The organism is Ruegeria sp. S84, assembly GCF_056583445.1.
This window is the reverse complement of the sequence record NZ_CM152618.1, coordinates 36,030-55,068: the sequence shown is the minus strand read 5'-3', so window position 1 is coordinate 55,068 and position 19,039 is coordinate 36,030. Positions and strand designations below refer to the sequence as shown.

General features: G+C 59.2%; 25 protein-coding genes. 17 read left to right on the top strand and 8 right to left on the bottom strand.

All coding sequences use genetic code 11. From position 1 onward, the window contains the following. Nucleotides 1–35: 35 nt before the first annotated feature. Both AC1DFB_RS00315 and AC1DFB_RS00310 read right to left on the bottom strand, forming a co-directional pair. Nucleotides 36–947 (bottom strand): DMT family transporter, encoded by a 912-nt coding sequence (locus AC1DFB_RS00315; RefSeq protein ID WP_170392652.1) that lies wholly within the window; start codon nt 945–947, stop codon nt 36–38. Beyond that, nucleotides 944–1,822, bottom strand: coding sequence for a LysR family transcriptional regulator (locus tag AC1DFB_RS00310; RefSeq protein ID WP_170513380.1), 879 nt, complete (start codon nt 1,820–1,822; stop codon nt 944–946). The genes AC1DFB_RS00315 and AC1DFB_RS00310 overlap by 4 nt, the downstream gene beginning before the upstream one ends. Before the next feature lie 120 nt (nt 1,823–1,942). On the opposite strand from AC1DFB_RS00310, the gene AC1DFB_RS00305 reads away from it, so the two are divergent. Next, a complete protein-coding gene (locus tag AC1DFB_RS00305) occupies nt 1,943–2,524 on the top strand; it encodes an NAD(P)H-dependent oxidoreductase (protein ID WP_170802236.1) in 582 nt (193 codons plus the stop codon). Between the two features lie 63 nt (nt 2,525–2,587). Then, on the top strand, nt 2,588–3,328 hold the full coding sequence (locus AC1DFB_RS00300) for an aspartate/glutamate racemase family protein (protein ID WP_480921872.1): 741 nt from the start codon (nt 2,588–2,590) through the stop codon (nt 3,326–3,328). On the opposite strand, the gene AC1DFB_RS00295 is transcribed toward AC1DFB_RS00300, so the two are convergent. Continuing rightward, nucleotides 3,329–3,859 (bottom strand): prolyl-tRNA synthetase associated domain-containing protein, encoded by a 531-nt coding sequence (locus AC1DFB_RS00295; RefSeq protein ID WP_480921871.1) that lies wholly within the window; start codon nt 3,857–3,859, stop codon nt 3,329–3,331. It abuts the gene before it with no gap. A gap of 89 nt (nt 3,860–3,948) precedes the next feature. On the opposite strand from AC1DFB_RS00295, the gene AC1DFB_RS00290 reads away from it, so the two are divergent. From AC1DFB_RS00290 to trmD, 12 genes are all read left to right on the top strand, one after another. After that, nucleotides 3,949–4,467, top strand: a complete 519-nt coding sequence (locus AC1DFB_RS00290; protein ID WP_480921870.1) for a hypothetical protein — start codon at nt 3,949–3,951, stop codon at nt 4,465–4,467. A 160-nt stretch (nt 4,468–4,627) separates the two neighbouring features. Further along, the gene (gene ffh / locus AC1DFB_RS00285; RefSeq protein ID WP_170565125.1) at nt 4,628–6,136 is read left to right on the top strand and encodes a signal recognition particle protein; all 1,509 of its coding nucleotides are present in this window, start codon (nt 4,628–4,630) and stop codon (nt 6,134–6,136) included. A gap of 41 nt (nt 6,137–6,177) precedes the next feature. Continuing rightward, on the top strand, nt 6,178–6,690 hold the full coding sequence (locus tag AC1DFB_RS00280) for a GNAT family N-acetyltransferase (protein WP_170662927.1): 513 nt from the start codon (nt 6,178–6,180) through the stop codon (nt 6,688–6,690). Beyond that, the gene (locus AC1DFB_RS00275; protein WP_170402397.1) at nt 6,687–7,238 is read left to right on the top strand and encodes a GNAT family N-acetyltransferase; all 552 of its coding nucleotides are present in this window, start codon (nt 6,687–6,689) and stop codon (nt 7,236–7,238) included. The genes AC1DFB_RS00280 and AC1DFB_RS00275 overlap by 4 nt, the downstream gene beginning before the upstream one ends. Then, the gene (locus AC1DFB_RS00270; RefSeq protein WP_480921869.1) at nt 7,235–7,774 is read left to right on the top strand and encodes a GNAT family N-acetyltransferase; all 540 of its coding nucleotides are present in this window, start codon (nt 7,235–7,237) and stop codon (nt 7,772–7,774) included. Before AC1DFB_RS00275 ends, AC1DFB_RS00270 begins: the two co-directional genes overlap by 4 nt. Further along, nucleotides 7,771–8,067, top strand: coding sequence for a chorismate mutase (locus AC1DFB_RS00265; protein ID WP_170392662.1), 297 nt, complete (start codon nt 7,771–7,773; stop codon nt 8,065–8,067). Before AC1DFB_RS00270 ends, AC1DFB_RS00265 begins: the two co-directional genes overlap by 4 nt. Nucleotides 8,068–8,109: 42 nt before the next feature. Continuing rightward, entirely contained in the window at nt 8,110–8,499 is a 390-nt protein-coding gene (gene rpsP / locus AC1DFB_RS00260) for a 30S ribosomal protein S16 (RefSeq protein ID WP_480616289.1), read from the top strand. 12 nt (nt 8,500–8,511) lie between these two features. Further along, nucleotides 8,512–9,147 (top strand): 5,6-dimethylbenzimidazole synthase, encoded by a 636-nt coding sequence (gene bluB, locus AC1DFB_RS00255; RefSeq protein ID WP_170402403.1) that lies wholly within the window; start codon nt 8,512–8,514, stop codon nt 9,145–9,147. A gap of 2 nt (nt 9,148–9,149) precedes the next feature. Beyond that, on the top strand, nt 9,150–9,296 hold the full coding sequence (locus tag AC1DFB_RS00250; protein WP_170392664.1) for a hypothetical protein: 147 nt from the start codon (nt 9,150–9,152) through the stop codon (nt 9,294–9,296). Then, nucleotides 9,289–9,792, top strand: a complete 504-nt coding sequence (gene rimM / locus AC1DFB_RS00245; RefSeq protein ID WP_170392665.1) for a ribosome maturation factor RimM — start codon at nt 9,289–9,291, stop codon at nt 9,790–9,792. The genes AC1DFB_RS00250 and rimM overlap by 8 nt, the downstream gene beginning before the upstream one ends. After that, nucleotides 9,792–10,607 (top strand): hypothetical protein, encoded by an 816-nt coding sequence (locus AC1DFB_RS00240; protein ID WP_480921868.1) that lies wholly within the window; start codon nt 9,792–9,794, stop codon nt 10,605–10,607. The genes rimM and AC1DFB_RS00240 overlap by 1 nt, the downstream gene beginning before the upstream one ends. Beyond that, entirely contained in the window at nt 10,604–11,407 is an 804-nt protein-coding gene (trmD, locus tag AC1DFB_RS00235; RefSeq protein ID WP_170802229.1) for a tRNA (guanosine(37)-N1)-methyltransferase TrmD, read from the top strand. Before AC1DFB_RS00240 ends, trmD begins: the two co-directional genes overlap by 4 nt. A 2-nt stretch (nt 11,408–11,409) precedes the next feature. Here the strand turns inward: trmD and AC1DFB_RS00230 are convergent, their stop codons facing one another. After that, nucleotides 11,410–12,210: a glycoside hydrolase family 25 protein gene (locus AC1DFB_RS00230; RefSeq protein ID WP_480763898.1), complete on the bottom strand. Its 801-nt coding sequence runs from the start codon at nt 12,208–12,210 to the stop codon at nt 11,410–11,412. Between the two features lie 370 nt (nt 12,211–12,580). Here AC1DFB_RS00230 and rplS point away from each other — a divergent pair, with 370 nt between their 5' ends. Both rplS and rpmE read left to right on the top strand, forming a co-directional pair. Then, nucleotides 12,581–12,964, top strand: a complete 384-nt coding sequence (gene rplS / locus AC1DFB_RS00225) for a 50S ribosomal protein L19 (protein ID WP_170328369.1) — start codon at nt 12,581–12,583, stop codon at nt 12,962–12,964. 11 nt (nt 12,965–12,975) lie between these two features. Further along, entirely contained in the window at nt 12,976–13,197 is a 222-nt protein-coding gene (rpmE, locus tag AC1DFB_RS00220) for a 50S ribosomal protein L31 (protein ID WP_170392669.1), read from the top strand. 86 nt (nt 13,198–13,283) lie between these two features. Here rpmE and AC1DFB_RS00215 read toward each other — a convergent pair whose 3' ends face one another. From AC1DFB_RS00215 to AC1DFB_RS00205, 3 genes are all read right to left on the bottom strand, one after another. Further along, on the bottom strand, nt 13,284–13,961 hold the full coding sequence (locus AC1DFB_RS00215; RefSeq protein WP_480921867.1) for an SOS response-associated peptidase: 678 nt from the start codon (nt 13,959–13,961) through the stop codon (nt 13,284–13,286). Nucleotides 13,962–14,012: 51 nt separating this feature from the next. Then, nucleotides 14,013–15,602 carry an MFS transporter gene (locus AC1DFB_RS00210; RefSeq protein ID WP_480921866.1) on the bottom strand — a complete coding sequence of 530 codons (1,590 nt, stop codon included), beginning with the start codon at nt 15,600–15,602 and terminating at the stop codon, nt 14,013–14,015. A 118-nt stretch (nt 15,603–15,720) separates the two neighbouring features. Continuing rightward, a complete protein-coding gene (locus tag AC1DFB_RS00205) occupies nt 15,721–16,608 on the bottom strand; it encodes an AEC family transporter (protein WP_170402414.1) in 888 nt (295 codons plus the stop codon). Nucleotides 16,609–16,826: 218 nt separating this feature from the next. Here AC1DFB_RS00205 and AC1DFB_RS00200 point away from each other — a divergent pair, with 218 nt between their 5' ends. Continuing rightward, nucleotides 16,827–17,636: a division plane positioning ATPase MipZ gene (locus AC1DFB_RS00200; protein WP_170402416.1), complete on the top strand. Its 810-nt coding sequence runs from the start codon at nt 16,827–16,829 to the stop codon at nt 17,634–17,636. Between the two features lie 132 nt (nt 17,637–17,768). On the opposite strand, the gene AC1DFB_RS00195 is transcribed toward AC1DFB_RS00200, so the two are convergent. Continuing rightward, nucleotides 17,769–19,004, bottom strand: a complete 1,236-nt coding sequence (locus AC1DFB_RS00195) for an adenylate/guanylate cyclase domain-containing protein (protein WP_480921865.1) — start codon at nt 19,002–19,004, stop codon at nt 17,769–17,771. Between the last annotated feature and the right edge of the window lie 35 nt (nt 19,005–19,039).

Sequence of the window (19,039 nt, the reverse complement as noted above, 5' to 3'; positions counted from 1 at the left end):
AGGCAGGCTGCCACATCAGGTAGAAATCACAAGCTTCAATTCGAGCGCACCGGAGTGTTTGCAGGCGCGTCTTCTCCTTTCAGCAGCAACAACAGCGCAACAGCGGTGAGCCCGGCACCAACCAACACCAATGCCGTCGGCGCAGGACGTCCCAGGGCGATTTCCCACAGGATCACCCAGCTGGGCGTCAGGTAAGTGTAGGCCATGACCTTTGCCGCGGGCAAACGCAGGGCTGCAAACTGAACCAGTACAAAACTGGCGGCGGTCGCAAACAACGAGATATAAAGCAGCGTCACCCAGACAATCCCGGGAAGGTTGCCCCAATCTACTGCACGTATATCGGACCAGCCCCAGACCGTCAGGATCAAACACCCCGCAACCAACGTACCGAAGGTGAACACCACCGCAGGCTCGCCCCGGTTCAATCGCCGTATCATCGGCGTATAGACGGCGTGCGCGGCGCAACCCCAGAAATAGATGATCTCGCCGCCTCCGATCTCGAAGACCTGAAAGGCTTGCCAATCCGCTCTGAAGATCACCCACAGCGCACCGACCGCACCGACCGTCAGGGCCAGCGCCATGCGTGGGGTGGTGATCTGGCGCAGCAGCACCCACCCGGCCAGCGCCGACATGACCGGGGTCAGCGTAAAGACCGCCGCCGCGCTGACCGGGGGAGCGGTTTTCAATCCGTAGAACATCAGGACAAAGTAGGCTCCGAACAATCCGCCAAGAACCAGATAGCGCCATGGTGCCCGAGCCGCGCTGCGCGGAATGCCCGTTGTGGCAATCGCAGCGATGCCGATCACAACCGCCGCAATCGCAAAGCGCGCTGCCGTGATCGCCGACGGTGCGATCTCATTTGCCGCCATTGAGCCAAGCGAGAAACTGCCCGCCACCAAAGCCGAGAATGTCAGCATGGCCAGATGGCCGCGCGCCTGCGGCGTCACGGCAGCCAGCCCTTGGATTGATCTTTCAGGAAGGATAGGAAAGCCTGCACCTTAGTGGTCCGGTGCAGATCCACATGAGTCACCAACCAAAGCTTGCCAGACCACTCGGGTAACGGTGCCATCACCTCGACCAGATCGGGATCGCGCGCGGCCTCCCAACGGGCCATAAAGCCGATGCCTGCACCGGCCAGAACAGCCTCTCGCATACAGAAATTATTGGTGCAGCGGAAAGTGATCGCCTGCTCCGGCGCGTTGGCACGCAGCCAGCGGGAAAACGGCGCGCGGCTGTTTTCGTCATCATTGCCGACGAAGTGGTGATTGGCGAAATCTGCAACGTCCGCGGGTTTGCCGTGGCGCGCGAGATAGGCCTTGCTAGCGAATAGTCCGACCTCTTGTGGAATGAACGGCTGCACCACATTGTCCGGTTGATCCGGCGCGGCCCCGGCGCGGATCGCCACATGCGCCTCGCCATATTCCAACCGGAACAGGCGGTCGCCGGTCAGATAGCGCACGATCAATCCCGGGTGGGTCTGCTGGAACTCGGTCAGCGTCGGTACGATGAGCGGGGCCAGTGAGGCCAGTGAGGTGACCACGATCTCGCCCGAGACATCGTCTCCGCGCCCCTTCATGCGACCGACCAACTGGTTGAATTGATCTTCGGTTGCCTGCGCGACCCGCAACAGGTCCTCACCCGCTTCGGTTGGTGTGTACCCACGCGCGTGACGCTGGAATAGTTTGACGCCCAGCCGTGCCTCGATCGCATCGATATGGCGGATCACGGTGGCATGGTGCACACCCAGCACATCCGCCGCGCCGCTGACCGTTCCCATGCGCGCCACCTGATAGGCGGTTCTCACTTCATCCCAATTGTCCATTGCATCTGATCCAATGTGCAAATTCTAACAATGCTTGTTGATATATCCGAGTTTTGTTCATGCACGCAACAGCCATATTGGGGCAACAGAAGGTAATTCCGCAACAAAGGACACCCAGAAATGACCAAAACCATCCTGCATATCGACGCCTCGGCCCGCCGCACTGGATCTGCCACCCGCGATCTGTCCGACCGCGTGGTTCGCCACTTGAACGCCGGGCGTATCATCCGCCGCGATCTGGCCACTCCCCTGCCCCTGCTGACCGAGGACTGGATCGGCGCCAATTTCACCCCCGCCGACCAGCGTGACGCGGTACAGAAAGACCTGCTGGCCCTGTCGGACGAATTGGTGTCCGAGTTACAAAAGGCCGACACGATCGTCATCGGCCTGCCGATCTACAACTTCTCGGTCCCGGCGGCGTTCAAGGCCTGGATTGATCTGGTCGCCCGTGCCGGTCTGACATTTTCCTATTCCGAAGAAGGACCGAAAGGTCTGCTGGAAGGCAAACGCGCCATCCTTGCTGTTGCATCGGGCGGTACGGCGGTGGGCTCCGAAATCGACTTTGCCACCACCTATGCGCGCCATGTTCTGGGCTTCATCGGCATCCATGATGTCGAGGTCATCGCCGCAGATCGCATGGCACTGGACCCCGAAACAACCCTGTCCAATGCGCAGAAAGCTGTCACCGAACTGGCGGCCTGATTGACCTGCCCCCTTGAACCGTCCAGTCTGCGCCGAGGCAAATCGGCAGACTGGGCGTTTCACATGAAGAAGATTGGAATATTGGGCGGTGTTGGCTGGGCCTCAACTGTCGACTACTACCGGGCGATCGCTGAAGGCGCGGGTCGGTATTTTGCTGAACGCGGCCACGGATCGCCGCTGCCCATCCCACCCATGACCATCGAATCCGTCACCCAAGCCAAAACCCGCGCCTTGCGCGGCGTGGCCGGTGACGAAGACAGCTGGGCCGCTTTCGACGCAGTGTTCCGCGAAGCGCTGCTGACTTTGGAACACGCAGGCTGCGATTTCGGCATCATCGCCTCCAATACGCCACACGCGCGGCTTCACGCGATCCGCGAAGGCGTCTCCATGCCTATTCTCAGCATTTTTGACGCAACCGCCGACGCGACCGCCTCGACCGGTGCCACCAATGCTTTGGTCCTTGGAACCGCAGTCACCATGCAGGCCACAAACTATGCCGACCGGCTGGCCGCCGAGGGTATCACGGCAAACACACGCCTGCCCGAGCCTGAGATCGCCGAGATGCAGGCGATGATCGACAGTGATTTCTACGGCGGCGCATCCGACACCGCACATGCGCGCCTGCTGGCCTTCTGCAACAAACACGCCGCACCCGGAACGGCGATCTTGCTGGCGTGTACCGAGTTGCCTCTGGCCTTCCCCGATCATCTGGACGATCCGGTGTTCGAGGCGGACGGTCACCTGTTCGTCAACCCCTCTGCCGCCCATGTCGCTGCCGCATTGAACGAAGCGCTTGAGGGGTGATCACGGCAGCCAGTTTATCTCGCACCCGATCTTATCAAAGAACACCATCAGGTCTTCGCGCGACAAAACGACGGTTCGGTCGTTGACCAAAGGGTGCATGTTGATGACGTCGGCCTGTTGCGCAGCGGCGTCCATGAAGAACTTAACGTTGTTCTCAACGCCGTTGATCATCGCCAGCGGACTGACCGCGCCGGGGCGAATGCCGAGGTTCTGAAACAGCCGATCCGCCGAGCCAAAAGACAGGTTGCCAATCCCTAACTCCGTGCCCAGCGCCTTAAGGTCGATCTCGCGGCTCTGTTCCAGCGTCACCAGATAATTCCGCTTTTTCTTGTCGCGCAGATACAGGTTCTTGAGCCGCAGTGTGTTTTCACCCGGCACCATGAACTGGCTTTCCACCCCCTTTGCATCCTCAACGGTGCGCAGCGGGATATGAGTATGCAACCGATAGGGCAGCCCCAATTCATCCAACTGCGCCAAAAGCGCATCTGAGCTGAGCGGCAACGTATCCTGAAAGGCAGATGATGCGTCCATGGAAACCTCCTCGTATGGCGCGCTCATCGCCCAACCGACAGGTAAATTCAAGCCACGACAGGCGCGGCATTCGGTGCTAGCGTGCCGCCATGAAAGTCACGCGTAACACTCCGAGCCAACTGATCCTGTCCAATACGCCATGGTTCATCGGCATCACGCTGGTTTTCTTCATTCTGGCATTTGTCGGCGCGGGCGTCTTCTTGGCCAGTGAAGGTGGCGAGGGTATCTTGTTCGGCATTTTCTTCGCACTATTCGGCGGAGGCATGGGTTTTGGTGCGTTTTGCGCCTTTGTCCGCCGCGTGCAGGTCATACTGGATCGCAATAATAACAGCATCCTGATCCGCAGACAGTCAGTCTTTGGATATGATGCCGTGGAACATGAGCTCTCGCACCTCTCGCACGCGGAAACCGAAAGCACGACCTCGCGTAACGACAATGGCACATCGACCCTCTATCGCCCTGTCCTGATACTGGATGAAGGCATGAGCGCCGGGCGGCATCCCATTGTCGAGGCTTATTCCAGCGGGCGCGGTGCGCATCGGCTGGTGGATGCGGTCAACGATTGGCTTCCGGCACGCAAGGTTGACTCTGCCAGCCAATCGGCCTAAATCGCCGCCAACATCCGGAAGCGTTTGATCTTCCGGTCCCTTGAGTCGTTCAGGGATCGCCCCCCACCAGCGAGTTTCGCCCGTGGGGGCGTTTGTGCATTTAACCGACGCGTCCTATCTAGGGCACGCCACCAGATAACCGGCTAAGGAGGCCGAAGGCATGTTTGAAAATCTATCCGAACGCCTTTCCGGCGTCTTTGACCGGCTGACCAAACAGGGTGCCCTGTCTGAAGAAGACGTGAAAACCGCCCTGCGCGAAGTCCGCGTTGCCCTGCTTGAGGCCGACGTCTCGCTGCCGGTGGCGCGCGAGTTTGTCAAGAAAGTACAGGAACAGGCGACCGGACAAGCTGTCACCAAATCGATCACGCCCGGCCAGCAGGTCGTTAAGATCGTGCACGACGCGTTGGTCGATACACTGCGCGGCGAAGAAGACCCCGGTGCGCTGAAGATCGACAACCCGCCTGCCCCGATCCTGATGGTCGGCCTGCAGGGTTCCGGTAAGACAACCACCACCGGTAAGCTGGCGAAACGCCTGAAAGAGAAAGAGGGCAAGAAGGTCCTGATGGCCTCGCTGGACGTCTATCGCCCAGCGGCGATGGATCAGCTTGCGGTTCTGGGCACGCAGGTTGGTGTAGATACGCTGCCGATCGTACCCGGTCAGACGCCGGTTGATATCGCCAAGCGCGCCAAGCAACAGGCAACGCTCGGCGGCTATGACGTCTATATGCTCGACACCGCGGGCCGTCTGCATATCGACGAAGTCCTGATGGACGAGGTCGAGCAGGTTCGTAACGTGGTCGACCCGCGCGAGACGCTGCTGGTGGTCGACGGCCTGACCGGTCAGGTCGCTGTTGAAGTGGCCGAAGAGTTTGATGCCAAGGTCGGCATCTCGGGCGTGGTCCTGACCCGTATGGACGGTGACGGGCGCGGCGGTGCGGCGCTGTCGATGCGCGCGGTCACCGGCAAGCCGATCCGCTTTGTTGGTCTGGGCGAGAAGATGGACGCGCTCGAAACCTTCGAGCCGGACCGGATCGCCGGTCGTATTCTGGGCATGGGCGACATCGTTGCTCTGGTCGAAAAAGCCCAGGAAACGATGGAGATGGAACAGACCGAGCGCATGATGAAGCGCATGGTCAAAGGTCAGTTCAACATGAACGACCTGAAAATGCAGCTGGAGCAGATGATCCAGATGGGCGGCATGCAGGGCATGATGGGCATGATGCCGGGCATGAACAAGATGGCCAAGCAGATGGATCAGGCCGGTCTGGACGATAAAATCCTGCGCCAGCAAATCGCGCTGATCCAGTCGATGACCAAACGCGAACGCGCCAACCCGCAACTGCTGCAAGCCAGCCGCAAGAAACGCATCGCCGCCGGTTCGGGTATGGAGGTCAGCGACCTCAACAAGCTGCTCAAGATGCACCGGCAGATGTCCGACATGATGAAAAAGATGGGCAAGATGGGCAAAGGCAAGATGCTGAAACAGGCCATGAAAGGCATGTTCGGCAAAGGTGGCCCAAGCCCCGAGGAAATGGCTGCAGGCATGGACCCCAAGGCGCTGGAACAAGCCGCCAAAGCGATGGGCGGCAAGATGCCCGGCGGTCTGCCCGGAATGGGTGGCGGCATGGGCCTGCCCCCGGGGTTGAGCGGTTTTGGAAAGAAAAAGTGACGTCAGCACGCTGCACCCAGCCCCCGTCCGGAAAGGCGGCGATGGCAGCAGCGCAGTATCGCGCGGCCCTGCCGGTCATTGAGACCCGGCGGCTGGTTCTGCGTGCGCCCACTCTGGACGACCTGCCGGTATGGACGTCAATCTGCAAGGACAGCTTTGGCGATACCGAACAGGACGCCTGGACTGAGTTTTCCTACTACACATCGGGCTGGCTTTTGCATGGGCATGGCCTGTTCACGGTCACGCTTAAGGAAGACGATCAGGTCATTGGCTTTGTCATTCTGGGTCTCGAATGGGACGATCAGGAGCCCGAGCTTGGCTATATGTTCGATAGCAAGTTCCGCATGCAAGGTTACGCGACCGAAGCGTGCAGCGCCGTTCGCGATTTTGGGCTTGATCTGCTCGGGTCCGGCCAGTTCGTAAGCTACGTTTCGCAGTCCAACGCTCGTTCGAACGCTTTGGCTCAGCGTCTGGGTGCAACGCGCGACGCCGTTGCCGAAAGCGCCTTTGGTCCAACCCAGCATGTCTGGCGATACGGCGAGGTGCAGGCATGACACTTGCCATGGCCATACCAACGCTGGAAACCGAACGCCTGATCATGCGGGCCCCCTGCGAGGCCGATTTTGAGGCTGAGGCAGAGTTTTTTGCCAGCGACGCCTCGAAATTCGTCGGCGGCCCGAAACGCCCGGATGAGACATGGCGCGCTGTTGCGATGCTATTAGGCCACTGGGCGATGCGGGGATATGGCTTCTGGGGTGTCGAGGAAAAAGACACCGGCACCTATGTAGGCCATGTTGGCTTGTGGAACCCTCACGGCTGGCCCGAGCCCGAAATTGGCTGGACGCTTATGAACCACGCCACCGGCAAGGGTTATGCGACCGAAGCGGCACTGGCTGCACGTGCACATGCCTATGACGTGCTGGGCTGGGAAACCGCAATCTCGCTGATCGATCCGGATAATCTGGGCAGCAAGGCTGTCGCGGAACGGCTGGGCGCGCAGTTTGAATATATGTTCGAACACCCGGCTTTCGGGGCGATGCAGGTCTGGCGTCATTCTGCGCCTGCCGATCTGGTAAATGGTGGCGTGGAGGCATATGCATGACCTCGTTCACTATACCCACCGTCGAAACCGATCGCCTGATCCTTCGCGCGCCGCATCTGGACGATCTGCCTGCGATGACCGCGTTCTACGCGACCGAGCGCAGCCATATGGTTGGTGGTCCCAAGGACGCGCTTGGAAGCTGGAGCTCTCTTTCGAACAGATTGGGTCATTGGGCGCTGCGCGGTTATGGTCTGTGGCATCTGACTGAAAAGGCCAGCGGCGCATTCGTGGGATGGGCAGGCATGATCTACGTACCCGACTGGGCGGAGCCCGAGCTGGGCTGGACGCTGATGGCCGAGGCCGAAGGCAAAGGTCTGGGCTTTGAGGCCGCCGCGGCTGCACGCGACTATGCAGCGCGGCATCAGGGGCTTAACGGTGTGATTTCTTACATCGCCCATGCCAATGATCGCTCGCGCGCGCTGGCCGAACGGCTGGGCGCAACGCTGGAGATTGAGAGAGCCGAGCTTTTGGGCAAGCACGCTCAGATCTGGCGTCATCCGCAGATTGATTTGACCACCGAAAGGACCGGCCAATGAACAACCCCGTGACACAGGCTGCTGCGCTGTTGAAAGACCATCGAGAAAGCATCGACCGGCTGGATGCGATCCTTGTCTACACGCTGGGCGAGCGGTTCAAGCACACGCAGGCCGTTGGCAAGCTCAAGGCCGCACACGACCTTCCCCCGTCCGATCCGTCGCGCGAGGCTGCGCAGATCGCACGGTTAGAAGACCTGGCGAAAGAGGCCGATCTGGACCCCGATTTCGCCAAGGCTTTTCTGAATTTCATCATTCAGGAAGTCATCCGACACCACAAGAAACACCAGAACTAAGCCGGTCTAGCACCGGATACGCCATTCAAAGGAGATACCACCATGGCAATGAAAATTCGTCTCGCCCGCGGCGGCTCGAAAAAGCGTCCCTTCTATCGCATTGTTGCGGCTGATAGCCGTATGCCGCGCGATGGTCGTTTCATCGAAAAACTGGGCACCTACAACCCGCTGCTGCCGAAAGACAGCGAAGAGCGCGTGAAAATGAACATGGAGCGCATCCAGTACTGGCTGGATCAGGGCGCACAGCCCACCGACCGGATCGCACGTATGCTGGAAGCTGCCGGCGCCCGTGACAAGGCCGAGCGCAACAACCCCAACAAGGGTACTCCGGGCAAGAAAGCTCAGGAACGCGCGGAAGAGAAAGCTGCCAAGGCTGCTGAAGCTGCCGAAGCGGCTGCTGCACCGGCTGAAGAAGCTGCTGTAGAAGAATAAGCAGTCGGGCGCGTGCAGGATCAGGCCTTTTCCGACGATTTTCGCACGCAGTTCGATCTGTTGATGCGGCTCCGGCGTGATGTGCGCCGGTTTCGCACCGATGCAATTGACGAGGCAGTGCTTACGCGCTGCCTCGACGCGTTTCGACTGGCCCCTTCTGTTGGGCTCAGCGAACCCTGGCGCGTGATCCGCATCGAAAGTCAGGCCGCGCGCGACGCGGCGCTGAAGAATTTCCAAGCGGCCAACGAGCGGGCGCTGAGCGGGTATTCCGGCGAAAAGGCGCAGCTGTACAGCCAGTTGAAACTGTCCGGGATGAAAGAAGCTCCGGTGCAGCTGGCTGTGTTTTGCGACGATGCCACCGACAAAGGTCAAGGTCTCGGCGCAGGCACTATGCCCGAAATGCGGCGTTATTCCGTCGTCTCAGCCATCACGCTCTTCTGGCTTGCCTTGCGGGCAGAAGGCTTGGGCCTAGGCTGGGTCTCGATCCTCGACCCGGACCAGATGGTGCGCGATCTGGATGTCCCCGAGGACTGGCGGTTGATCGGATATTTCTGCTTGGGCTGGCCCGAGGCCCAATCCGATACGCCGGAACTGGAGCAGGTCGGCTGGGAATGCAGAGACACCTCTCTGCCGATCGAGGTGCGTTAGTCATGTTCGGTTTGTTACGGCTTCCCATCCTGCTGGCGATCGCATTTATTGTGGGCGTATTCTTCGAACGCTCGAACCAGCGCGAGGCGTGCGAGGTGATCGGACAATGGCGGGACGGGCTATGTGTGACGGATGGTCGAAATGAGTGATCTGATCTGCGTAGGCAGCATCGCGGGCTCGTATGGGGTGCGCGGCGAGGTGCGGCTGAAAAGTTTCTGTGCCGTCCCCGAGGATATCGAAGGCTATTCGCCGCTGACAGACGAAGAAGGTAAAGAGCGCTATCCCGTAGTCCTGACCCGCGCGATCAAGAACGGCTTTGCCGCCCGGCTGGGTGGCATTGAGACGAAGGAAGCGGCGGATGCGCTGAATGGCCTGCGCCTTTACGCGCGGCGCGATCAATTGCCGTCGCTGCCGGATGATGAGTTTTACCACACCGACCTTATCGGGCTTGAGGTTTATGACACCGGCGGCACCCTGCTGGGTCGGGTGAAATCGGTTCAAAATCACGGCGCGGCAGACCTGTTGGAACTGCACGGGCCGGGCTTAAAGGCCACCGTGCTGCTGCCGTTTACACTCGAATCCGTTCCGACCGTAGATCTGGACAAGGGCCGCATCATCGCTGATCCGCCTGAGGGCCTGCTGTAATGCGACGCGTGTTGCTGCATCTGGGTCTGCACAAGACCGGGACAACGGCGGCACAGTCCTTTCTGTTCGAAAACCGGTCACTGATCTGGCCGCACCATGCGTTGGTCCTGCCCTATCGGACCCGCAAAACAGGCCTGTCCGAAGCAGCCACACGCTATTCCGTCTACGGCACCCCCGGCGCGATGAGCGATTTCAAGGATCAGATGCGGCACTTCCTGAATTCACTGGAGTTCGGCCAGAAGCGTGGGCTGGTTCTGAGCGAAGAGAATTTCTCGGGCCTGCGCCCCAGCCGCAATGTCGCGGTGGGATATGAGGCCGCGCCCGAGCTCGCCTCGTGCCTTGTCGGCCTGATCCGCGACCGATTTGCCGGGGAAGAGGTGCATATCACGATCTACTACTCGCTGCGCCAACGGGGAAGCTGGCTGCGCAGCCTGTGGGCGCATGATCTGCAACGATCGCGCCTGATTCAGGATTTTGAGACCTTTCGCGCCCGGCTTGAACCGGTGACGTCGCCTCAGATTGCTGCTGCGGCTGTGCGCGACCGTTTGCCCTCGGTCTCGGTCCGCACCGAATGGCTGGAAGACCTGCAGGGCCAGCGACATGGGCTTGGAAGCACTTTTGCTGAATTCCTTGACCTGCCTTCGGACAAAGCCGCCGAATTGGTAGGCCCGACCCGATCAAACCCACGCCTGCCCGAGGATGTCTTGCAGCAGATGCTGGAAATGAACCGATCCGATCTGGACGATGCTGCGCTGATCGATCAAAAGACGGCTTTGGTTCAAAGCACCCAGAATGATCTGATCGGCTCGAGATGACAGATAAACCCGGAAAGTCCCATGGCCGCAAAGCCATCCGTCCAACGTTGAAGCCGCGCGAGTTGATGACGCCGACGCCCGATCTGCACGGGGTGTGGAAGGCCAAGATCATCACGTTGTTCCCATCTGCCTTCCCCGGTGTTCTGGGCGAAAGCCTGACCGGCAAGGCCCTGCAAGAAGGGCTATGGCAGTTGGAAACTGTGGATTTGCGCCAATTCGGGATCGGCAAGCACCGCAATGTGGATGACACCCCGGCGGGCGGCGGTGCAGGCATGGTCCTGCGTGCCGATGTGCTGGGTGAGGCCATTGAGCATACGATGGCGGGCATCCGGGGCAACTGGCCGTTGATCTACCTCAGCCCGCGTGGGCGTCGGATGGATCAGAAAATGATGCAAAACCTGGCTCGCTGCGATGGCATGACACTGCTATGTGGTCGTTTCGAAGGCGTCGATGAGCGCGTGCTGGAACATTACGGCGTGCAAGAGATCAGCTTGGGTGATTTTGTCATGACCGGGGGTGAAATCGCCGCGCAGGCCCTGATCGACGCCACCGTGCGGTTGATCCCGGGCGTTCTGGGCAATCAGGCCTCAGCCGAGGAGGAGAGCTTTTCCTCTGGCTTATTGGAGCATCCGCAATACACCCGCCCCGCCGACTGGAAAGGCCGCCCGATCCCCGAGATCCTGATGTCAGGCCACCATGGACGCATTGCGGATTGGCGTCATGAAATGTCGGAACAGATCACCCGCGAACGGCGGCCCGATCTGTGGGACGCCTATCGAAAATCAGAAGATAAGGACTAAGACTAACGGGTTGCCTTCCACAACGCCCAGGTTTCCGGCGTGCCGTTGAAGGTGTTGATGTCCACCTTACCCTGAACCCCCGGCACCAGCCCGGTGCCGGTGTATTGCCAGAACCGCCAGACCGAGCCTGGATAAACGTTGCGCGGGTGGCCCGCGACCGAGCGCAGCCAGAACTCGGTTTTGGGAAGTCGTCCGATATCGGTGTCGCCGTAGAAATCTACCGTCGTGTAGACAATCGGGCGTCGGCCATAGTGGCGCTCGAGAATATCAAGGAACCGCTGCGCCTCGGCCCGAACGGTTCGGCCATCAGGGCGCAGGGTGCAGGTTTTGGAATGGGGCGTCCATTCCATATCCAGCACATGCGGCAGGTCGGCCCCTTTGGGCACGTTCTGGATGAACCAACGCGCCTGTTCATGGGCCGGACGGCAGAAATAATAATAGTGATAGGCCCCCCACGGCACTCCGGCAGCTTGTGCGCCGCGTCGGTGCTCGTCGAACATCGGGTCGGTAAAATCTCCGCCCTCGGTGGCTTTGATGAAGGCAAAGCTGACACCGTTCTTCTGCGCGGTGCGCCAATCAATCGGCCCCTGCCAACGCGAGACATCCAGCCCATGCACCGGGTAATGGCCGGGATGACGTCCCTCCCACGGGTGCGGGTCAGCGTCACCAAAGGCGGGGTAGATGATCGAAGGCGGGGTCGTGTCCGCGAAGGCCTGCGGCTCAACCGCCTGAGGTTGCGGGCCGCGGCGGCCACATGAGACAAGTGCAAGTGCCAGAACGGCCAGCAGGATTGCTTTGCGCATCTTATGATCCTGTATCAAATATCTGCTCTTATAATTGATCCCAGAATGCCTGATCTGGTGAACAAGGCAACGGTGGATTTGACGGGTGGCAAAAACTCACCTGTTTCACCAAGAATAAGGCTTGATCCCCGCCCACAAAGCCCGTAAAGCAGCGCAATCCGGTGTGGCGTTATGCGACTCCGGTGTTTTGGTTTGCATCCTGACGTGACGCCCAGCTTTCTTCGGCACCGGCGCGACAGGGCGGACCGGACCAAAAGGAACATTCGATCTGACCTCTGGCGGGCTGTACGCAGGACCCGGTGAAGACCAAGAGCTCTCAGGCCGTGCCCAAACTTCGTGGACCAACCACGAGCAGATAGGAGTAACTGCGATGGACCTGATCGCACAGCTTGAGGCGGAACAGATTGCCGCCCTGGGGAAAGACATCCCCGATTTCAAAGCCGGTGACACCATCCGTGTCGGCTTTAAAGTGACCGAAGGGTCGCGTACCCGTGTGCAGAACTATGAAGGCGTCTGCATCGCGCGCAAAGGTGGCAGCGGCATCGCCGGTTCGTTCACCGTTCGCAAGATTTCGTTTGGCGAAGGCGTGGAGCGTGTGTTCCCGCTGCATTCGACCAATATCGACAGCATCACCGTTGTCCGCCGTGGCCGCGTTCGTCGCGCCAAACTTTACTACCTGCGCTCGCGCCGTGGTAAATCCGCGCGTATCGCAGAAGTCACCAACTACAAGCCCAAGGCTGGCGCCGAGGCGTAAGGAGCGGAAAGATGAAAAAAGACATCCATCCCGATTATCACGTCATCAACGTCAAAATGACCGATGGCTCTGTGGTTCAGATGAAATCCACCTGGGGCAGCGAAGGCGACCAGCTGGCTCTGGAAATCGACCCTTCCGTGCACCCCGCATGGACCGGTGGTTCGTCGCGCCTGATGGACGCAGGCGGCCGCGTGTCGAAGTTCAAGAAGAAATACGAAGGTCTGGGCTTCTAATCCCGATCTGGTTGAAATGCGAAAGGCCGTCCAATTGGGCGGCCTTTTTTTGTTTTGGAATTACCCCACTGCACTTTGCGGCTGTTTCAGAAATCAAACCCGGTCTGGACCGGGGGCGTGTAAGGCTCGATCATATCTTCGCCCTCAGCTCCGCGCTTGATGGGTTTGACGGTGTGATATTCAAACCGGCCTTCGTATTGCGTGCCCAACGACTGCTGCGCCTCTTGCGCAGTTGTGACGCCCGATAGCCAGTTTTCGATCTCATCCGGGGTCAGGATCACTGGCATGCGGTTGTGAATATGCGCGATCTGCGGGCTGGGTGTCCGGGTCAGGATAGTGCAGCTATGGCTGCCGTCATCAGTCCTGTAAAACCCCGCAAAAAACATCACCGGGGCATTGCGCTGAACCGTGATGTAGACCGGGCAATCATGGCCCTGGTCCTTGGGCCACTCGTAATATCCCAGTGCCGGAATTAGACAGCGCCCCTTGTTCCAGTATTGCTGCCAGAAGCTGACATTTTCGATCTTCGAATTGATCATCGGCTTCTTGCTGCGCGGATCCTTGATTTGCCAGCGCGCAGTAGCCAATTCGGCCTGATCGCCGTCCCAACGGACCATGCCAACCCGATTGGTCGGAGACACATTGTACCCACCCGAAGGCAGCTGCTCGGGCAGATCAGGCGAGACCTTACCGTAGAGAAAATACTCGGTAATCGCCAGCATTTCCCGCTGCGTCAGGTGACCGGCTGCAAACTTTCCACACATGACAAAAGCCTAGGCCGATTGAGTGCCGGTCACAAGTGGCCCCACCGACGATCAGTCCCTTGTCAGATCAACCGCGCTGTGCGGTGGAGGCACCGGGCCTCGCAGCATTACGGCAGCCAGGATCATCCCCAAAAGCGCAGCGATAGCGGCGACAAGCATGGCACTGTTAAATGCATCATCCTGCAAATCCCGCAGGGCACGCGCCAGCGTTTCGCCTGTGGTCGGATCAAGCCCAGCGATAAGCTGTTGCACCTGACTTGCAGTGCCATGTGTCAACGCATGGGCCAGATCAGCCCGTTGCTCGGACCCGGTGGGCAAGGCGTTGATCACTTCGGTCAGGCCGCGCCGGGTGGTGATCGCTTCAGCCAACCCGCCGACAACCGCACCAAGCGTGGCCCCAAAATAAAGGAACGCATTCACTACGCCCGAGCCCTGCCCCATATGTTCTTCCGGCAACAAGCGCAGCCCGAGACGCGGCAATAACGAAAAACCGATGCCAAGCCCGATCCCGATAATCACCAGCTTCCACCAAATCGCACCCATGCCGGTTGTATTCGTCGTTGTCGTCAACAGCATGAACCCACATGTCATGAACCCCATGCCCATGATCACCGGCCATCGAAAACTGTAAGGTGCAAGAAAACGCGGAGCCACCACGGACACGACGAACATACTGAGGCTCAACGGCAGGATCGCCAACCCCGCCCCAACAGCGGAAAGGCCAAACGCATCTGGCGATTGCACGAAGACGTTGAAATAGACGAAAAAGCTGAACAGCGCGAAGCCGGTAATGAACATCCCTGCCGCCGCCATGAAATAACGGGGGTGGCGGAAGTAGCGCAGCTCGATCAGAGGGTCCGCGCTGCGGCGCGAGGTGATGATCAGTGCAATCACCGCTACAGCCGACACGGCAAGCGGGATCAGGGTCGATCTTGTGGCCCATCCGTGACTTTCCCCGTTGCTGAGCGCGAAGGATAGCGGGCCAAGCAGCAGGACCAGTGCGACTGCACCCGCAAGATCGAACTTTGCGCCTGCAAGACGGGTGTCGGGGACGTAATGCTCTTTGCTGACCCGCAACCCGACCGCAAAGGCCACGATCAGCAGCGCCAGATCGGTGGCAAACACGCCCCGCCAGCTGAGGTAATGCGCAAACGCGCCGCCAACGATCGGACCAACACCAATTGCCAGCCCGACGATCGCGCCCCAGGCACCGGTGACGCTGGCCCGTTGTTCCTCGGGCGTGGCGGCAGTCAGCAGCGAAAGCGAGGTGCCAAACAGCGCTGCCGCCCCGGCACCTTGGGCCCCGCGGCCTGCCAGCAACATGGCTGCATCCTGTGAAAACAACACAAGGGCCGAGCCAAGACCGAACACGATCATTCCGGCAAAGAAGACGCCCATCTTGCCGGTGATATCGCCAAGTCGGCTGACGATGGTAACGAGGGTCGCGCTAACCACTGTATAGATCGCCATCACCCATTGCAGGCTGGAAGGCGACAGATCGAACTCGGCCTTCAGATTTGGCAGGATCGTCGCAACGGCGGTTGTGTTGAAGCCAACAACCATCATGCACAGCGCGGTCATCACCAGAACCAGACGTGCCCCTCCCGCGCCGGATGTGTCCTCAGTGACGTCTTTTGGCATCTGCCTGTCCCCCGTTCAGGAATAGCGCGCTGGCTCTTCGGGCACCGTGTTGTGCCTATTATTAAACGGTTTTTTACTGATAGATACTGTTTTTAGCGCGCTGCGCGCCCAGCGCCTATTAGATCCAGTAGGACAGCGCCAATGGCAGCACCAGGATCGTGGACAGAGTCGAAACCAGAATGAACCCGGCCACATCGGGTCCGTATTCCGGCACATGCTGATCGATGAACAAATAGGTCGCGACAGAGGATGGCATCAAACAGCACAGGATCACCGCGCCCCGCTCAGCCCCGGTGAAGCCGAAGCTCCAGACTAACGCGCTGGCAATCACCGCAGCCATCAGCAGGTGCAGCGCTGTCAGCAAAACGGCTCGGCCAAGGCTTTTGATCCGCAGGGTCGCCAGCGTGTGGCCCAGCGTCAGCAACATCAGCGGGATCGAGAGCCCACCCAGAATATCAAAGGATTTGGCCACCGGTTGCGGCAGGCTGGTGCCCGTCGCCATCAACACCAGCGACAGTGCGACCGCGTAAATAATCGGCGAAGTCGCCAGTTTCTTGGGCGAAAACTCTCCGGCCGGAATCCACATGCCGATCGTGAAGATACTTATCAGCACAACCACCACAAATGCCATCGTATAGGCCATTCCCGCATCGCCCAGCGCCAAAAGGGTAATGGGCAGGCCGATATTGCCGACATTGCCATGCATCAGTGGCGTCAGAAATGCCCGCACCGGCAGCCGCATCAGTTTGAGCGCGACAAGCCCCAACAGCCCAAAACCTGCAATCGCCAAAGCGGCGGCCATCATAACATCAAGAAAGGTGCCGACCGCAATCTGGGTGGTTGAAAGGTGCGAGATTATTAGCGTCGGATACCCGACCCGCGAGACGATCCCGCCAATAACTTTGTTGTCATAGGGGGCCTTGATTAAAGCCAGAGCGTAACCGATTCCAGCGCAAATCAGGACAGGCAGAACCACGTTCAAAACGTTCAGAAACAGATGGTCCAACGGCGGCCCTCGATCACAAATCCCTGGACGGGACAGTGAAACAGGGGTGTGTGTTTGGCAAGGATTTACCCTAACCCCCAAGTACCAAGCACTTTTCCAATTTGAGGCTTGATAATAGCGCTCAAGACGGCCCGAGGTTCTTCCCTTCTCAGCTCACACAACATATAGTGGCTGCCAACAACGTGTAGGCAAACACGGCGGGACTTGGGAATACAGGCATGGCACATATCATTGTGGTCGGGAACGAAAAGGGCGGCGCAGGCAAATCAACCGTGTCGATGCATGTGGCCACTGCATTGGCACGGCTGGGGCACAAGGTCAGCACACTCGATCTTGACCTGCGGCAGCGCAGTCTGGGTCGTTATTTCGAGAACCGCTTGAACTTCCTGAACGGCTCGGACCTGTCTCTGCCCAGCCCACGCCACCACGACCTGCCCGAGATTGACGCCAGCGCTCTGCAACCCGGTGAAAACATCTATGACCACCGCCTTTCAGCCGCCGTGGCCGAACTGGAAAGCGATAGCGATTTCATCCTGATCGACTGCCCCGGTTCGCACACTCGACTCAGCCAGGTTGCACATTCGCTGGCCGATACGCTGATTACACCGCTGAACGACAGTTTCATCGATTTTGACCTGCTGGCGCGGATCGATTCCAAAGGTGAGAGAATCCTTGGCCCCTCAGTCTATTCCGAGATGGTCTGGAATGCCCGCCAACTGCGCGCCCAAGCTGGGCTGAAACCGATCGACTGGGTCGTCGTCCGCAACCGGGTCGGCACCCAGCGCATGGTCAACAAGGAAAAGATGCAACGCGCGATCGAGATGCTGTCACAGCGCATCGGCTTCCGCGTCGCCTCGGGCTTTTCCGAGCGAGTGATTTTCCGCGAGTTGTTCCCGCGCGGGCTGACTTTGCTGGACCTCAAGGATATCGGGGTCAAGCAGCTCAATATCTCCAACATCGCCGCACGCCAGGAACTGCGCGACATGATGAAGGAACTGAGCTTGCCGGGTGTTGAGATCGATTTCTGAGCGACCACAGCTCGAATTACCCAACATATCCGCCCAAGACCCCGGAAAATTTAAAAGTTTCCGGATCGATTTCATTCTATGAAATCGTGCGCAGCAGCAGTCGCACGCGTTGGCACAGGTGTCAGTGATCGGTTAGCCCGCCGTTCTGTAAATCGTAAACAGCTCTTTCGGCTCTGCCACGCCCCGCAACATATAGCGACCGACCGAGATCAGATCCTGATCGCAGGGATGGGCCGCGCGGGCTACATCGTCGGAAATCAGGATCCGCTGCCCCAGCGACCGATGCATCCCCGCAATTCTGGACGTCTGGTTGACCGCCGGACCAATGACGGTGAAGTCCAGCCGACTTTCGGAGCCGATGTTTCCATAGAGGATCTCACCAGAGTGCAATGCCAGCGTATAGTTCGAAACCGGTTGACCCCGTGAACTCCGCTGAGTGTTCAATTCGGCCATGCGCTCTTGCAGCATGGTCGCCGCAGCCAGCGCGGCGCGGGCATCGGCATCGATCTCGCCGACATCAAACATCGCCATGACTCCGTCGCCCATGAACTTCAGGATGTTGCCTTCGCATTGATGAACAACATCGACCACCACACCCAGGTAGTCATTTAGCATATCTATGACTTCGATCCCTGGCATCTCTTCTGACAGGCTGGTGAACCCTTCCAGATCGAAGTTCCAGATCACCGCATCAATCTGCTGCAGTGACCCGCGACGGATTTCACCGGACAAGACCCGACGACCGGCATCGCGCCCCAGATAAACCCGCATCAAATCTTTCGACACCCGCGCGTTCGAGGCTGACTTCAGAGCCAGCCCCAGATGCGGTAACGCCGTATTGATTACGTCCAGATCATCGTCGCAGAATCCTTCCGGCGCATTGCTGGACCAGGACATCAAGACGCCGTCGATTGCCTCTTTCGCATCATAGGGGTTGCGTTGAGCCGGCACATCAAAGCTGATGCCAGTCGCGTAATAGTCCGTGGCTCCGTTTTCCCGCAACTCGTTTAGCAGAGGAAAGCGGCTGGGTTCGTTCTGGTCGACCAGCCGTTCACGGATAGCATCGATATCTTCGTGCAATACGGCATACAGCGGACTTTGTGTCCAAACTTCACTGGGCTCTTCGGAATACTCGAAGGTTTCCAGATTACTTCCTTTGCTGCGGTACCAGCTATAGCCCGTTCCGCCATAGACGGGATGCAAGGCCGGTTGCGCCGCATGAAAGCGCATCAAGGGCACACCAAGATCAACTAAACGGGTGCAATACCCGTCCAGAAGTTCTTGTTTGTCGGCCCCTTCCAGGCCTCGGTTCACCAACCAATCTATCAGATCATGGGATTTTGCCGTTGGGGAATCCGGCGCTGTCATGTGTCGTTCCTGTGTCCGTTATGACGTTGATCTGG

Coding starts and splice junctions, on each gene's coding strand:
- AC1DFB_RS00310 (WP_170513380.1), bottom strand. CDS start 1,822: ATGGACAATTGGGATGAAGTGAGAACCGCCTATCAGGTGGCGCGCATG.
- AC1DFB_RS00305 (WP_170802236.1), top strand. CDS start 1,943: ATGACCAAAACCATCCTGCATATCGACGCCTCGGCCCGCCGCACTGGA.
- AC1DFB_RS00300 (WP_480921872.1), top strand. CDS start 2,588: ATGAAGAAGATTGGAATATTGGGCGGTGTTGGCTGGGCCTCAACTGTC.
- AC1DFB_RS00295 (WP_480921871.1), bottom strand. CDS start 3,859: ATGGACGCATCATCTGCCTTTCAGGATACGTTGCCGCTCAGCTCAGAT.
- AC1DFB_RS00290 (WP_480921870.1), top strand. CDS start 3,949: ATGAAAGTCACGCGTAACACTCCGAGCCAACTGATCCTGTCCAATACG.
- ffh (WP_170565125.1), top strand. CDS start 4,628: ATGTTTGAAAATCTATCCGAACGCCTTTCCGGCGTCTTTGACCGGCTG.
- AC1DFB_RS00280 (WP_170662927.1), top strand. CDS start 6,178: ATGGCAGCAGCGCAGTATCGCGCGGCCCTGCCGGTCATTGAGACCCGG.
- AC1DFB_RS00275 (WP_170402397.1), top strand. CDS start 6,687: ATGACACTTGCCATGGCCATACCAACGCTGGAAACCGAACGCCTGATC.
- AC1DFB_RS00270 (WP_480921869.1), top strand. CDS start 7,235: ATGACCTCGTTCACTATACCCACCGTCGAAACCGATCGCCTGATCCTT.
- AC1DFB_RS00265 (WP_170392662.1), top strand. CDS start 7,771: ATGAACAACCCCGTGACACAGGCTGCTGCGCTGTTGAAAGACCATCGA.
- rpsP (WP_480616289.1), top strand. CDS start 8,110: ATGGCAATGAAAATTCGTCTCGCCCGCGGCGGCTCGAAAAAGCGTCCC.
- AC1DFB_RS00250 (WP_170392664.1), top strand. CDS start 9,150: ATGTTCGGTTTGTTACGGCTTCCCATCCTGCTGGCGATCGCATTTATT.
- rimM (WP_170392665.1), top strand. CDS start 9,289: ATGAGTGATCTGATCTGCGTAGGCAGCATCGCGGGCTCGTATGGGGTG.
- AC1DFB_RS00240 (WP_480921868.1), top strand. CDS start 9,792: ATGCGACGCGTGTTGCTGCATCTGGGTCTGCACAAGACCGGGACAACG.
- trmD (WP_170802229.1), top strand. CDS start 10,604: ATGACAGATAAACCCGGAAAGTCCCATGGCCGCAAAGCCATCCGTCCA.
- AC1DFB_RS00230 (WP_480763898.1), bottom strand. CDS start 12,210: ATGCGCAAAGCAATCCTGCTGGCCGTTCTGGCACTTGCACTTGTCTCA.
- rplS (WP_170328369.1), top strand. CDS start 12,581: ATGGACCTGATCGCACAGCTTGAGGCGGAACAGATTGCCGCCCTGGGG.
- rpmE (WP_170392669.1), top strand. CDS start 12,976: ATGAAAAAAGACATCCATCCCGATTATCACGTCATCAACGTCAAAATG.
- AC1DFB_RS00215 (WP_480921867.1), bottom strand. CDS start 13,961: ATGTGTGGAAAGTTTGCAGCCGGTCACCTGACGCAGCGGGAAATGCTG.
- AC1DFB_RS00210 (WP_480921866.1), bottom strand. CDS start 15,602: ATGCCAAAAGACGTCACTGAGGACACATCCGGCGCGGGAGGGGCACGT.
- AC1DFB_RS00200 (WP_170402416.1), top strand. CDS start 16,827: ATGGCACATATCATTGTGGTCGGGAACGAAAAGGGCGGCGCAGGCAAA.
- AC1DFB_RS00195 (WP_480921865.1), bottom strand. CDS start 19,004: ATGACAGCGCCGGATTCCCCAACGGCAAAATCCCATGATCTGATAGAT.